This is a genomic window from Dongshaea marina (genome assembly GCF_003072645.1).
GTDB classification, from domain to species: domain Bacteria; phylum Pseudomonadota; class Gammaproteobacteria; order Enterobacterales; family Aeromonadaceae; genus Dongshaea; species Dongshaea marina.
The window spans coordinates 2,664,135-2,677,182 of sequence record NZ_CP028897.1 but is presented as its reverse complement, the minus strand read 5'-3'; the positions used below and the strand labels follow the sequence as shown (position 1 = coordinate 2,677,182).

Here is a 13,048-nt window from a genome sequence, read left to right as displayed (position 1 = left end):
TCCAAAATTATCACCATTACTGATAGGAGCATTACCTGAGGAAAGATCCAGGCTTTGACTGCCGGTGTAGCCATAGCCAATATTTCCTACCTGAGTGGGATTGGTAAAGCTATTATCATCAAAGGTAAACAAGCGTACAGAGCCAGCATTGGAGTTACCGTTGCTACTGCCATCATCCTCTATTGCGCCAACGGCTAGTCGATCACCGCTGCCATTGAGGGCCACGCTATACCCGAGAGCATAGCAGATAAATCGTAATCAAAGCTAAAGCCATCACCGATACTCAGAGCGAGAGCACCACCAGAGAAACTGGTATCACTAAAAGTAAATAGATAGACAGCACCGGTATTCCATTGACCCCCTGAGCTGTTGTCGGTCCATTTGGCTCCAACTGCCAGCCTATCACCGGCATCATTAAGAGCGACCGAGCTGCCGAATTGGTCATAGTCAGATAATTTGCTATTTAAATTAATATGATTGCCCGCGTTATATCCGGAGCCGATGATTCCCACTAACTTTCCATCAGAAAAGTTATTATCGCTAAAGCTGTATAGATAGACGGCACCTATGTCATTTCCTGTGTTCGAGAACCCGTGATCTAGCTCAGCTCCTACCGCAAGCAAGGTTCCAGCTGAGTTAAGAGCAACGGATGTTCCGAAGTAATCAGTGTTGTCTAGTGACTGATGACGGTCTTTATCCCCATCACTGGCAGAGTTATTGGGGTAGCTCACCCCCAGAATAGCCTGATAGCTCCAGCTGCCGATCAGCGAATAGTCACCGATAATGATATTTTTGGGATCGAGCAGCAGGGTGCCGCCGTTACCAAGGGTGATCTGTTCAAGACCGGCATGGCGAAGATCCAGCGCAGAAGATATTTCGATAAATCCACCCGGGTTTCCCGAAGCATCGATACGACCCAGTTGGGTGGTTTGGTTATTTGACCAGATGACGGCGCTGCCGCCTCGGCCGTCGGCTGCGGAAACATCGATCTGGCTGCTGTCATTGATAAAGGTGAGTTTTGAGCTGGTCAGGGCAGGGGATGCGCTAAACTCCTGTCTGAAATTCTGATGTGGATCCTCTTGCGGGGCTGGTTTGCCTCCCTGAAATTCACCACCGACCCGGACCTTTCCCCCACGGGTATGGCCTGATGCATTTATGGTGCTGCTCAGAAGTCGCACCTCTTGAGCTGTGATATCCAGAGCCCCACCTGCACCCGTTTGCCCCTCGACGCTGTAATTCCCTGAGCTTGCCAATGCATTTGTGGCCTCGACACGGATGTTTCCTCCATCTGTTGCACCTGATGCATCGCTAGAGCTGCTGCTGCTCTCAATGATCCTTCCAGCGGAACTATAATGGATACTGCCGCCGGAAGAGGAGTGGCCTGCCGCTGTGATATTGTCGGCTAATGACAGGGCCCGGTTTGCTGAGATGGAGATACTGCCACCACTTGAACCGCTGGCATCGACCTCGCCCCCCATCGCCACAAACTCCCCCTCAATGCTGATTTGGCCTCCCTTGATACCTGTTACGCCCTTGGCTGCAAGCACACCCGTATTGGTGACCAGACCACCACCGAGCACAATGCGTCCACCCTGCTCGGTGAGACTATTGGCTTCGATGATCCCTGAGTTATTGACTATGCCCGTCATCAGGCTACGGGTGGCATCGGCAGTTAACACCACCAGGCCGCCATCAGCCTGGATCAATCCCTTGTTCTCGGCCAGTGCGTCCAGGGTACTCTTGTGAATTTTGACCTTGGCCAGTCCATCCCCAAAAAAATCTATGGTGACTTCATCTGCAGCTGCCAGAGTGATGCTGCCTTGAGGGGCGTTGAGTTTACCTTCATTGCGTACCACAGGGGCAATCAGGGCGATGCTGCCACCCTCGGGGGTTTGAATACTTCCCTGGTTAACTATTTCGCCAGAAGTACCATCGTTTTTGAATTGGTTGTTGCCATCTTTAAAGGCCTGATCACTGATATTGAGAGTTGAGGCGATGATACTCCCCACATTAACCTGGGCACCTGCTCCAAACACAATTCCGGATGGATTCACCAGGATCAACTGACCATTTGAACTCAAGCGTCCCAGGATCTGACTTGGATCCTGACCTGTCACCCGGTTGAGTGCGCTACTTGAAGCGCTTGGTTGCTTAAAGGTAACACTGGCATCCTGCCCAATGTTAAAGCTGTCCCAGTTGGTGATGAGCTTGTCGCTATGCTGGGTGATCGTCATCTTGGCTTGCTGCTGACTGATCTGGGCGCTTCCGGCAGCAATTTGCGCACCGGAGGGGAGCGTATTGTTCTCAATTGAGTTTGCGTGGAGGCTGGGAGAGTTTAACGCGCCGATGGCCAGAGTAAGGGAGATCAAACAGGACTTTTGTTTTTTATGAGCCCGAGCCAGTTCACTGACCACGATCCATGTACGGTGAACCGCACTCCAAATCACGCGATAGACTCGGTTGACCATATATAACCTCAGCTCTTGCCCCTCTTTTTCGAGCTGTTCTAAGGGGAAGCATATATATGTTTTTAAGCTATGGACGCGCCAGAACAGTGACCAAAAAAACCAGTGTCAATCTGCTGCGAGCCGTGCTGTGTTGGGGCTCCGATACTTATCGATGCCTGGTAATCCCTTTATTTAAGTTAAGCATCGATTCTTTACCCCCTCAATGAGAGTCATTTGCTTCTAAGCTCCCTGAAAGCCCTTGATGATAAAGGTTGGAGGGATGTGGATGTATCGAGTGGGGGAGGAGGAGGCGGGAATGCCTCCTCAGGGTTAAAATTGATCGGTTTTAAGCATCACCAGGGTGCAGGCTTCTACCACCTCAATCTTGTTTTGTTTAAGGGTTTTAATCACCTCGGGTGACTCGCTTCCCGGATTAAAGATCACCCTGCGGACTCCCTGATCAATGATCGCTTTGGTTATGGTTGCATCAAAGAGTTCAGGCCGAATATACACCGTCAGAGTATCAATTGGGCAGCTTGCTTCGGCGAGGTGGGATATGGCGTGGACGTCCATGATCTCAGTTGCATTGGGAGTGATGGGGAGAACCAGGAACCCCTTATCTCTTAATAGGATCTGCGCCATTTTGGCATAGCGTCCCTCTTTTTCACTGGCACCCAGAATAGCAACGGTAGTCATATTATTCTCCTTGACAGCTTGGTATGTTTTTATGATTGCTCATGAGGCTTTATATGGGAAGTATTTACTCAGCTTATTGCGTCGTGAGCTGAACCTTTTCAGGCGTTGTAGCTGCAAAATAAGCCCCGTTAGCATAGCCTACAACTCAATTGAGTCGTCTAGACTGTGAGGTAGATAGCCCATCTGATCCTGGGAGCTCAATCTTGGTTCGAACGCTATTAAGTTTCCTGCTCCTGTGGCCCCTGATTTCTGTAGCGGCCAGCTCGCCGCAACGTCTTAATTTGTGTCATGAAGATCAAAATGCATTTCCCTGGGTCTTTACAGCCGGCTCTCAATCGTATGGGCTGGATATCGAGCTACTCAGGCTGGTTGCAGACAGGATGGATATAGAGATCCGCTTTCATAACCAGCCCTGGAGGCGCTGTCTTCAGTCGATGCAGTTTGGGCAGGTCGATGGTGTCTTTGCATCCAGCTTTAAGCAAAATCGGCTGCAGATGGGACATTATCCGATGACCCCTGATGGGCAACTTGATAAAGGCCTGCGGATCCATATCTCAGGTTACTCCTTATACCGGCAAAAAGGCTCAAGGCTGACCTGGAGTGGTAACAATTTTTCAGGGCTAACCGGCAGAATTGGGGTTCAACCCGGCTTTTCGATTGTCGATCGTCTCAGGATGCTGAATGTGAAGCTCGATGAGGGGGCACGGGGACCTGTTGCAATTCTTGATAAGCTGCGGCGTGGTCGGATCCAGGGCGCCGCACTGCAGACGCTGCGAGCAGATTTCGTGATCAGCCAGAGTGCCTTGTTACGGGAGAGCATCGAGAAGTGGCCAGAGCCTATTTCAGAAAAGCCTTACTATCTGATGCTGTCATTCGACTTGGTTAGAAAACACCCAGATTTTTCGCAAAGGCTATGGAATACCCTGGCCGAGCAAAGAGAGTCAAAACATTTTGAGGTGATAAAACAGCAGTTCTGGAGAGAGTACGCAGAGTAATCCATGATATTGAGCTCATACTGGCGGGAGTGGGATCCCATGATTTTCATGGCGCCAACAGCGCTGGCTTTTTAGTGGAATTGACGCCGGGGAGCTGTTATTTGTCGATGGTGTCAGAGATGGTTACACCCGCTTCAACACCATATTTATCCTTGAGTTTTTGTAGTCGCTGCCTATTCTGGAACAGAAACTGGTTAAATTTTTCTATGATTTCAGGGTGTTGAATCGAAGAGAGATATCGGTAGCTTTGGGTATAGGGCATAGAGGGGTTAAAGACCAGGGCTCCCTTTTTATCCAGAATTTTATCAAGATAGTAGCGACTCACAGAGATATTTGAATAGGCGCCGTCTAAGCGGCCCAGGATCACCAGCTGCAGCAGTCGCTCATAACTTGGAACATCCTGCTGTGTGATCGCTCCGGATTGGATCCTTGGCAGATACAAAAACGGGGTAAAGCCGGCTACAACCCCCAGGGTGTGCAATTGGTTGATATCACTTCCCTGCTTGTCGCTTCGGACCATGACGCCATCTATGTACTTAACTACGGGATCGCTATAACGGATCGTCACCTTCCTGCTTTTTTTAAATGAGGCGGACCAATAGGGATTATCCGGATACTTAAAATCAAACTCACCCGCCATGAACTCCATGTAGAGGCGTTTGATGGGGCGGGGCTTATAGATAAAGAGATATCCCTGGCTGGCAGCAAAGCGATCCAGCAACTCCCGGTTAAACCCCGTATAGCTGCCTTTTTTAACCTGAGAGTAGGGCAGGTAATCTGAAAAATCCTGCACACCTATGGTATAGACCTGCTTGGCAGGACCAGCTGTGGCGTAAACAGCTGGCAAGCAAAGCAGCAGGCACCAGGTTCGGATCATCCATTGAGCTCGGCTTTTTCGTTTCATTGATCAGATAGTCATGACTCTATTCTCCCTGTCTCGTGAGTATAGTTAGGCTCTGTGGACATTTCAGATCTGGCTCGCGGTTGGGCGTATTTTGACCGGCGAGGCAGTGGATGGTGGAGAAGGCTTGGTATTGAAAACTAACCAGAGCTTAATCCTGGCCGGGAGATGATGAAATATTCCAAAGTGTGAACTCTTTCACGAAAGCATTTAGTGACTTAAAAATCAATAAGATAGCAGTGACTTGCAAACCTGTTTTATTGATCCTGATCAATTTATAGGGATGATCATTACATTTAGTTATACCTATATAAAAAATTATATCTATCAAGTGTTCCGGATAAATGCGAGTATCGAATTCGGTTATCAGATTTTCGATTTACTATCATTTTTATTGTCCGTGCAAGAAGTGAATAACCTGTAATAAATAAGTTAACTCAATCGGGTATGTTATTAATTTCTTAAATAAGACAGTTTAACAGGCTCTCTTTGTAGTCATCATCGATGTGATTTTTATTTGAACTTATTATTGCTTCTCTGAGTAAGGAGTCTAAATGGCACAACAAGTATTAGCGGCTTCAAAAGAAAGATCTTATTATCAATCACTGGGGATACTGTTTATTTTTACTTTGCTGGTTGTCTGTATCTCTGAGTCCCTGGGTGTGGCAAAAATCCCAGTCGCAGGGATCTCCATAACCCTGTTACCCATGTTATACGCGGTGATTATCGGCACTTTGATCACCCCCGATCTTCTGGGTAAATGGTTTAAGCCGCTGGGTAAAATATTAACCCGTCAGGAGGTCAAATTAACCGGAAATATTGTGATGCTGGCACTGCTCCCCTGGGAGTAAAGTACGGCACTCTGGTTGGTCCAAATATCGAAAAGGTCATTGAGGCGGGACCCGCATTGATACTTCAGGAGTTGGGGAATCTGGCTTCCGTACTGGTTGCCATGCCAATTGCCATCCTGCTGGGGATGCGCCGTGAGGCGATCGGTGCCTGCTCGAGTATCTCTCGGGAACCCTCGCTGGGAGTGATTGGTGAAAAGTATGGAATCGATAGTCCTGAAGGCACTGGAGTTCTTGGAACCTACCTGGTGGGAAGCGTGATCGGAACCGTCTATTTTGGGATCATCAGCCCTCTTGGTCTGCATCTTGGGTTAAACCCGCTCTCCCTTGCGGTGGGCTGTGGCCTCGGATCCGGGAGTATGATGGCGGCGGCATCCGCCTCATTATCGGCAGCGGTTCCGCAGATGTCTTCGCAAATTCTTGCGTTTGCTGCAACATCAAACATGCTGGCGGCGTTTACCGGTATGTATGCGTTGATTTTTCTGGCACTCCCCATGAGTAATTTTATCTACAAGCACCTGGTGAGAGATTAATAGAAAGATTTTTTGATAATAACATTAAATTGAATATTTATTGGTGGTTTGAATGTATCTGAAACAGCATATTGATAACTCAAAAATTATAATCCCTTGTATTTTTCTGGTGCTGATTGCTCAGTTTGTCGGTAAAGGCATGCCGATTTTAGGTGCGGTGCCGGGCGCGGCAATGATGTTTGCTATTATTATTGCCTCTTTACAGATCAAAGCCTGGTTTCCTAAATTGCCTCTGCCCGCTTTTGCCTGGGCAACTCTGATCTCACTTGTGTTGAGTATGCCCTACTCACCGGTCAGTGATGTTTTCCTGCAATACACCAATAAAATCGATTTTTTAGCAACTACCACGCCACTGTTAGCCTTTGCCGGGCTCTCGGTGGGAAATAGCCTGGATAAGTTAAAATCTTTGAGCTGGAAAATCGTAATTGTTTCTATGGTTGTGTTTACCACCGCCTACTTCGGAGCCTGCTTTGTCGCCCAGATAATCCTCAAGGCTCAGGGAATTATTTAAGGAAGAGTTAATTATGAATTCGTATCGTGACTATGGGATTACCCACCGGCGTTATCTGCATCAGCACCCGGAGTTGGGACGCGAGGAGCACCACACCTCCTCTTATTGCCAGCAGGTACTCAGGGAGCTTGGCTATAGCATTACGCCCTGCTTTCACACTGGATTTTATGCCGACCTTGCAGTCGATCCTGATTATCCGCTGACTGCATTTCGGGCCGACATGGATGCACTACCGGCCCAGGAGTGTTCCGAGGAGTCGTTTTGTTCGGTCAATCAGGGCGTCGCGCATCTGTGCGGTCATGATCTGCATATGGCGGTTGCGCTGACCGCAGCCAGGATGATGGTCGATCATCGACACCAGCTGACCTCCAACATTCGTTTGCTGTTTCAACCCTCCGAAGAGATGTTTGTGGGGGGCGCCCAGGGGATGATCGCCGAGGGAGCTCTTAAGGGGTTGATGCAGTCTACGGCCTGCATAATGATCCGCAGATAGATTGCGGCAAAATAGCGATTCGCAATGGGGTGATGTCATCCAATGGTGATCTGTTTACCCTGACCATAGGTGGCAGGAGTGCCCATGCGACCGTGCCTCATCTGGGGATGGATGCCATCTCCGAGGGGGCTCGATTCCTCAGTGCATTTAAATCGATCATGACAGATAAGGTTGATCCCAATAAGACCGGGCTTATCTCGACTGGTCTGTTTAATGCGGGTGAAGCATCCAATATCATCGCTGCCAAAGCGATACTGCAGGGATCGATCCGCTCCTTTAACATGGAGGTTCAAAAGACCTTGGTTAAGGAGGTAAACGCCCTGGTTGAGGAGTCAAACCGCGTGGGGTTCGATACCCGGATCGATTATCAGGGATATCCAGCGATCATCAATCATGATGAGCATGTGCGGCGGGTGGTTGAGGTTGCAAAGACGCAGCTGGCGGAAACTGGATTGATCCTGGATCATCCCCCCATGGTAGGCTCGGAAGACTTTTCCTATTTTCTTCAGGAAAAACCGGGAGCCTTTTTCTTTTTGGGAAGTGGCGATCATGCCCGTGGGATCAACAATCCGCTGCACTCCAATCCCTTTGTGGTGAATGAAGATTCGATCGTGCTGGGAGCCCGGATCTTTGCAGCTCTGGTTGGAGTACAGAGAGTATCGGAATAAAAGCCAAGCTATGGAGTGTTCCGGGGGCTCCTCGCTAGCACGCTTCATCTGATATTTTGCAGCTATTGAAAGGGCTGACTCAGCGAAGTTCCATGCGCAGCAGGGGCCAGTCCTTTCCGGCAAATTTGCGGATCCCGGTTTGCCGCCTGGTTAACTCAAAACCCACTGCCTCATAACAGCGCTTGGCCAGCAGGTTATGCTCGAATACATCAAGTGAGATAAGCCTGGCGCCCAGTTCATTACAGGCATGGGAGATAGCCAGTTGAATCATCTGTTTACCATAGCCTTTGCCTCGCCCCGCCAGTGGATTGATGATCACCCGGCATAAGCGACACTCATTCTTAGAGATCTGGTTGAGCTCAATAAAGCCGATTTTCTCTTCACTTTGAGTGAACCAAAAAGAGTGAACCTCAGCTTTTTGATTTTGACTCTCGATCTGCGAGACCGTGATTGGCCAACTATACAGGGGGCCACTCCATAAATAGTTTTGCTCGGCATCGGTGATCCAGGAGATAAGCTCCCGGTATTCGCTGTGTTGAACGGGCTGTAACTGCATCTGCAGGCTCCTTATTCAGGGGGACACCCGCTTCAAACTATCATGGTTTGTGCCGGGATCATGTTTCAATTTGTGCGAATGCGCGGAGTCTATCCGTTCCAGTCAAACCGGGCACACTGCTGTCTGAATAAGCCGATCAGGTATTCTGCCTGGGGAGAAAGGCTGCGTCCCTTGCGATAGATGAGTGCATATTCTGCATCCGGTAGTGCCGGGATGACAGGGATGGTTGAAATCTGCTCTTTGAGGCCAAAGGGGTGGCCATTGCCTTGGCCAGGATCATGATGTAATCCGAGTGCAGTATCAGGTTTAAAATCGTGACGATCGAGTCGGTTTTGATGAGGTCGTGATGATTTTTAAAATCGATGCATGCGAGCTGCTTGCCGATGCTCTGATAATATCCCATGTCTGTCTGGGCCATGAGCCAGCGGGCTTGTTTCAATTGCCGGAGAGTGGAGCACTGGCTCAGAGGATGATTTTGCCTGGCGATAATTCCAAAAGGGGCGGTAAAAAGAGGCTCGACAATAAAATCACTGATCGGCATTTCGGGACTGATGCTGCCCACCGCAAAATCGATCTCTCCCTCACGAAGCCCCCAAGAAGTGAGGAGAGCTGAGCCTCTTTCAGAATAAGACTGCTTTCCGGGTGCTTGCTTTTAAAGGTATTGATGATCTCAGGGAGTACGGTAAAGCTCAGCAGCGAGGAGTAGCCTATGGTCAACTTAGGGCTGACTTGTTGGGTGAGGGCCCTGACGGTCGTCACTGCACTGTCGAGCTCCTTGAGAATGAGCTGGGAGTGCCTGGAAAAGGCGAGGCCGCACTCAGTAAGCTCAACCCCGTGTGAGCTTCGGTTCATCAGGCTGGCTCCGAGAATCGTTTCCAATTCACGGATGGTTTTGGTCACTGAGGGCTGGGTTTTGCCTAATGATTTGGCGGCAGCCCTGAGGCTGCCGCAGCGGATCACCTCGTGAAAGACCCGCATATGATTGATCTTGGGTTGGCGCTCGGGTGACATCGGATTAAATAATCACTCTTTGAGCTCAATCAGTACCAGCAGGGCACCATTGCCTCCCCACTCCAGGGGGCCTGATGAAACGCCATCACATCCGGATGTTGGCAAAGCCAGTGGGGGACTTTGCGCTTGAGAATATGTTTGCCGATCCCGTGGGAGATACAGGCGCAGTTAAAATGCTCTTTGACGCAGGCCCGCAGCAGAGCCGCCAGCTCTTGCTTGGCCTGCTCCTGGGTGAGGCCGTGCAGATCTAAAAACAGCTCCGGGACATAATCGCCACGGCGCAGTTTTTTAAGCTCAAAACGCGAGACATCCTCCCGGGTGTAGCGGGTTGGACCATCATCCTCAAAATGGGGCTCAAACTGGTCGGAAAAGGGATGTTCCGCATGAGCCTGGTTCAGCTCAATTTGAGGCTGGGCGCGCTTTGTCTTGACCGTGCGTGGCTTGGGCATTATCGTATCTTGTTTGATTTGCCGGGTGCCGCTGACTGCTTCGCGAAACGCTTCGAGTTCATCGGGGTCGATTGGAGTCTTTTTATTCATGCATCGGGTTCCGCATCACTTATTTACAGCTCAAGTTACTAGTTTACAAGAGCCGGAGGCTAATTTGGACAAGATTTTTGTCGATGAGGTGGTTACTGAACTGCATACGGTTTTAGACATGCTCCGTTGGGCGGTTAGTCGTTTTAATGAAAACGAGATCTTTTACGGACATGGTACAGATAACGCCTGGGATGAAGCGGTCCAACTGATCCTGCCCGCACTTCATCTGCCACTGGATATTGACCCTGCGATTCAAAATGCCAGGTTGACCCATAGTGAGCGTCATCACCTGGCAGAGTTGATCATTCGCCGGGTGAGCGAAAATCAACCGGCGCCTTATCTGACCAACCGCGCCTATTTTGCCGGTCTTGAGTTTTATGTGGATGAGCGGGTACTGATCCCGCGCTCGCCCATCGGTGAGATGATTGAAAATGAGTTCCAGCCCTGGCTCAAGGATTCGCCACGGCGGATCATGGATCTCTGCACCGGCTCCGCCTGCATCGCGATCGCCTGTGCGGTGGCGTTTCCCGAGGCTGAGGTGGATGCCATCGATATCTCGCAGGATGCGCTGGATGTGGCCGAGATCAATATTCATAACTATGCCCTTGAGCAGCAGGTGATCCCGCTGCGCTCTGATCTGATGCGCGATCTCCCCGAGGGAGATACCTATGATCTGATCGTCTCTAATCCTCCCTATGTTGACGCTGAGGATATGAATAGCCTGCCCAAGGAGTTCACCCACGAACCCGAGATGGCACTGGCGGCCGGTGATGATGGCCTGGATCTGGCCAAGAAAATCTTGGCAGAAGCGCCGGATCGCCTCAATGAGGAGGGGATCCTGGTGCTGGAGGTGGGCAACAGTCAGGTGCACCTGGAGGAGCAGTTCCCCGAGGTACCTTTCACCTGGGTTGAGTTTGAGCGGGGCGGGCACGGCATCCTGGTGATGACCCGTGAAGAGCTGGTGCAATACCGGGAGCATTTCGCACCCTTCAAGGACTAATACAAAAGGAGGTCGCATGTCGGGCAATAGCATAGGTCAGAATTTTCGGGTGACCACCTTTGGTGAGAGCCACGGCTTGGCGCTGGGGGCGATCATCGATGGCTGCCCTCCCGGGCTTGAATTGAGTGAGGCCGATCTGCAACGCGATCTGGATCGGCGCAAGCCGGGAACGTCCCGCTATACCACCCCGAGGCGTGAGGCCGATGAGATCTGCATCCTGTCCGGGGTGTTTGAGGGGGTGACCACAGGAACTCCCATCGGCTTGCTGATCAAAAATGGCGATCAGCGCTCCAAGGACTACTCAGAGATCAAGGATCTCTACCGTCCCGGCCATGCCGATTTCAGCTATCAGCAAAAGTATGGCATCCGTGACTACCGTGGCGGCGGCCGCTCTTCGGCCCGTGAGACCGCGATGCGGGTTGCAGCCGGTGCCATCGCCAAGAAGTACCTGGCCCAGGAGTATCAGATCAACATTCAGGGCTACCTGAGTCAAATAGGCCCGATTGCAGCCGATCGCATCGAGCTCGAAGAGGTGGAGAACAACCCCTTCTTCTTTGCCGATCCCGATAAACTGGAGCGGCTCGATCAACTGATGCGAGCTTTGAAAAAAGAGGGTGATTCCATCGGTGCCCAGCTCAGCATTATCGTTGATTCGGTCCCGGCCGGGTTGGGTGAGCCGGTGTTTGATCGCCTTGATGCAGACTTGGCCCATGCCCTGATGGGGATCAATGCGGTCAAGGGGGTTGAGATCGGTGATGGTTTTGCGGTGGTGAATCAGAAAGGATCCGAGCATCGCGATGAGATGGTGCCCGATGGCTTCCTGACCAACCATGCGGGCGGGATCCTCGGAGGGATCTCCACCGGTCAGCCAATTCTGGCTACCATGGCCCTCAAGCCCACCTCCAGCATTACGGTGCCGGGTCGCTCAGTCACCAAAGAGGGAGAGGCGGTTGAGATGGTCACCAAGGGGCGTCACGATCCCTGCGTGGGAATCCGCGCGGTGCCAATCGCCGAGGCCATGGTCGCCATCGTGCTGATGGACCACCTGCAACGCCACCGGGCACAAAACGGCTAATACTCACTAAGGCTCCTCAGGGAGCCTTTTTTCAATCTTCCGAATGAGCTTAGCCATAACCTAGCTACCAAACTCCTTACTCTTTCGGTCTCTTTTCTTCTGTGACTGGCCTCAGCTGAGTGCGCAGGTTTCTGCACACCGGTCGCCGCTCGAATCTCTCGGAATCGTCTGAAGCCCGCATTCCATAAGGGTTTGAGAGGGTGTGCAGAAAAATTCACACCTTTTGTCCCGATTGCGCAGAAATCTGCGCACTCATGATCAAAGATTAGCCAGGGGAAGGTGATAGCCAATATAAAAACCAAATAAAAACATAGAGATACCAATAATAATCTAAAGTGGATCGAAAATTGCTTATAGGCATTCTTTTTCTTCTACAAATGAGTCTATGTTTCAGCTCAAACGAATCGATAAGCTAACCTGCCGACAGGAGTTGTTGCGGGTTGAAAATGAGTTTTATGCCCGGGAGATCGTCAAGAGCGAGCTTCGGCACAGTAAGCACCAGATAAGTGGATTGGATGAGGCAGCCCAGCAGCTGCTTGGCCCTGCAATTCTAAATCATCAAACTAAGCAGCAGATGATGGATCGGCTGCTACTGCAACTTAAAAACTACCAGTATGTGCTGCTCTGCCCCTGGGGACAGAAACCTCTGTGGCCCGTTGTTCTGGAATCCAAAGATCAGCATGGGCTGACCAGTATCCAGCTGGATGATGCCAATATCCCTCCGCAATTACACCGAGTATTGGACCGGCTTCCTAACCGTCATAGCTAGGTGCGG

General features: G+C 50.6%; 13 protein-coding genes and 2 pseudogenes. 8 read left to right on the top strand and 7 right to left on the bottom strand.

Translation table 11 applies throughout. The features are described from left to right. Positions 1 to 194 precede the first annotated feature (194 nt). Entirely contained in the window at positions 195 to 2,468 is a 2,274-nt protein-coding gene (locus DB847_RS12800) for a two-partner secretion domain-containing protein (RefSeq protein ID WP_108651056.1), read from the bottom strand. A gap of 309 nt (positions 2,469 to 2,777) precedes the next feature. Next, the gene (locus DB847_RS12795; protein WP_108651055.1) at positions 2,778 to 3,143 is read right to left on the bottom strand and encodes a CoA-binding protein; all 366 of its coding nucleotides are present in this window, start codon (positions 3,141 to 3,143) and stop codon (positions 2,778 to 2,780) included. A gap of 203 nt (positions 3,144 to 3,346) precedes the next feature. Between DB847_RS12795 and DB847_RS12790 the strand changes: the two genes are divergently transcribed. Next, positions 3,347 to 4,138: a substrate-binding periplasmic protein gene (locus DB847_RS12790; RefSeq protein ID WP_159084595.1), complete on the top strand. Its 792-nt coding sequence runs from the start codon at positions 3,347 to 3,349 to the stop codon at positions 4,136 to 4,138. Positions 4,139 to 4,235: 97 nt separating this feature from the next. On the opposite strand, the gene DB847_RS12785 is transcribed toward DB847_RS12790, so the two are convergent. After that, positions 4,236 to 5,042, bottom strand: a complete 807-nt coding sequence (locus DB847_RS12785; protein ID WP_108651053.1) for a substrate-binding periplasmic protein — start codon at positions 5,040 to 5,042, stop codon at positions 4,236 to 4,238. Between the two features lie 551 nt (positions 5,043 to 5,593). Between DB847_RS12785 and DB847_RS12780 the strand changes: the two are divergent. From DB847_RS12780 to DB847_RS24995, 4 genes and pseudogenes are all read left to right on the top strand, one after another. Then, a pseudogene (locus tag DB847_RS12780) lies at positions 5,594 to 6,420 on the top strand (DUF3100 domain-containing protein). A gap of 52 nt (positions 6,421 to 6,472) precedes the next feature. After that, positions 6,473 to 6,931, top strand: a complete 459-nt coding sequence (locus tag DB847_RS12775) for a hypothetical protein (protein WP_108651052.1) — start codon at positions 6,473 to 6,475, stop codon at positions 6,929 to 6,931. Positions 6,932 to 6,944: 13 nt separating this feature from the next. Beyond that, positions 6,945 to 7,424, top strand: coding sequence for a M20/M25/M40 family metallo-hydrolase (locus DB847_RS26050; RefSeq protein WP_199911557.1), 480 nt, complete (start codon positions 6,945 to 6,947; stop codon positions 7,422 to 7,424). Then, positions 7,403 to 8,092 carry a M20 metallopeptidase family protein gene (locus DB847_RS24995; RefSeq protein WP_199911857.1) on the top strand — a complete coding sequence of 230 codons (690 nt, stop codon included), beginning with the start codon at positions 7,403 to 7,405 and terminating at the stop codon, positions 8,090 to 8,092. Before DB847_RS26050 ends, DB847_RS24995 begins: the two co-directional genes overlap by 22 nt. Positions 8,093 to 8,171: 79 nt before the next feature. Here DB847_RS24995 and DB847_RS12765 read toward each other — a convergent pair whose 3' ends face one another. The 4 genes and pseudogenes from DB847_RS12765 to smrB form a co-directional block, all read right to left on the bottom strand. Next, the gene (locus DB847_RS12765; protein ID WP_108651051.1) at positions 8,172 to 8,648 is read right to left on the bottom strand and encodes a GNAT family N-acetyltransferase; all 477 of its coding nucleotides are present in this window, start codon (positions 8,646 to 8,648) and stop codon (positions 8,172 to 8,174) included. Between the two features lie 136 nt (positions 8,649 to 8,784). Beyond that, on the bottom strand, positions 8,785 to 9,189 hold the full coding sequence (locus DB847_RS12760; protein WP_234418387.1) for a LysR substrate-binding domain-containing protein: 405 nt from the start codon (positions 9,187 to 9,189) through the stop codon (positions 8,785 to 8,787). Continuing rightward, positions 9,111 to 9,626 carry a LysR family transcriptional regulator gene (locus DB847_RS12755; protein ID WP_234418386.1) on the bottom strand — a complete coding sequence of 172 codons (516 nt, stop codon included), beginning with the start codon at positions 9,624 to 9,626 and terminating at the stop codon, positions 9,111 to 9,113. Before DB847_RS12755 ends, DB847_RS12760 begins: the two co-directional genes overlap by 79 nt. 45 nt (positions 9,627 to 9,671) lie before the next feature. Then, positions 9,672 to 10,198 (bottom strand): annotated as a pseudogene (smrB, locus tag DB847_RS12750) (endonuclease SmrB). A gap of 64 nt (positions 10,199 to 10,262) precedes the next feature. Here smrB and prmB point away from each other — a divergent pair. The 3 genes from prmB to DB847_RS12735 all read left to right on the top strand — a co-directional run bounded on the left by prmB (position 10,263) and on the right by DB847_RS12735 (position 13,042). Further along, on the top strand, positions 10,263 to 11,198 hold the full coding sequence (gene prmB, locus DB847_RS12745) for a 50S ribosomal protein L3 N(5)-glutamine methyltransferase (RefSeq protein WP_108651048.1): 936 nt from the start codon (positions 10,263 to 10,265) through the stop codon (positions 11,196 to 11,198). A gap of 16 nt (positions 11,199 to 11,214) precedes the next feature. Beyond that, on the top strand, positions 11,215 to 12,273 hold the full coding sequence (gene aroC, locus DB847_RS12740) for a chorismate synthase (RefSeq protein ID WP_108651047.1): 1,059 nt from the start codon (positions 11,215 to 11,217) through the stop codon (positions 12,271 to 12,273). A gap of 385 nt (positions 12,274 to 12,658) precedes the next feature. Next, complete coding sequence (locus tag DB847_RS12735; RefSeq protein WP_108651046.1) at positions 12,659 to 13,042, top strand: hypothetical protein; 384 nt, start codon at positions 12,659 to 12,661, stop codon at positions 13,040 to 13,042. The last annotated feature ends 6 nt before the right edge of the window (positions 13,043 to 13,048 follow it).

Excerpts from the sequence above, each read along its gene's own strand:
- aroC (WP_108651047.1), top strand. The coding sequence starts at position 11,215 with ATGTCGGGCAATAGCATAGGTCAGAATTTTCGGGTGACCACCTTTGGT.
- DB847_RS12775 (WP_108651052.1), top strand. The coding sequence starts at position 6,473 with ATGTATCTGAAACAGCATATTGATAACTCAAAAATTATAATCCCTTGT.
- DB847_RS12795 (WP_108651055.1), bottom strand. The coding sequence starts at position 3,143 with ATGACTACCGTTGCTATTCTGGGTGCCAGTGAAAAAGAGGGACGCTAT.
- DB847_RS12735 (WP_108651046.1), top strand. The coding sequence starts at position 12,659 with ATGTTTCAGCTCAAACGAATCGATAAGCTAACCTGCCGACAGGAGTTG.
- DB847_RS12760 (WP_234418387.1), bottom strand. The coding sequence starts at position 9,189 with ATGCCGATCAGTGATTTTATTGTCGAGCCTCTTTTTACCGCCCCTTTT.
- DB847_RS12755 (WP_234418386.1), bottom strand. The coding sequence starts at position 9,626 with ATGCGGGTCTTTCACGAGGTGATCCGCTGCGGCAGCCTCAGGGCTGCC.
- DB847_RS12800 (WP_108651056.1), bottom strand. The coding sequence starts at position 2,468 with ATGGTCAACCGAGTCTATCGCGTGATTTGGAGTGCGGTTCACCGTACA.
- DB847_RS12785 (WP_108651053.1), bottom strand. The coding sequence starts at position 5,042 with ATGAAACGAAAAAGCCGAGCTCAATGGATGATCCGAACCTGGTGCCTG.
- DB847_RS26050 (WP_199911557.1), top strand. The coding sequence starts at position 6,945 with ATGAATTCGTATCGTGACTATGGGATTACCCACCGGCGTTATCTGCAT.
- DB847_RS12765 (WP_108651051.1), bottom strand. The coding sequence starts at position 8,648 with ATGCAGTTACAGCCCGTTCAACACAGCGAATACCGGGAGCTTATCTCC.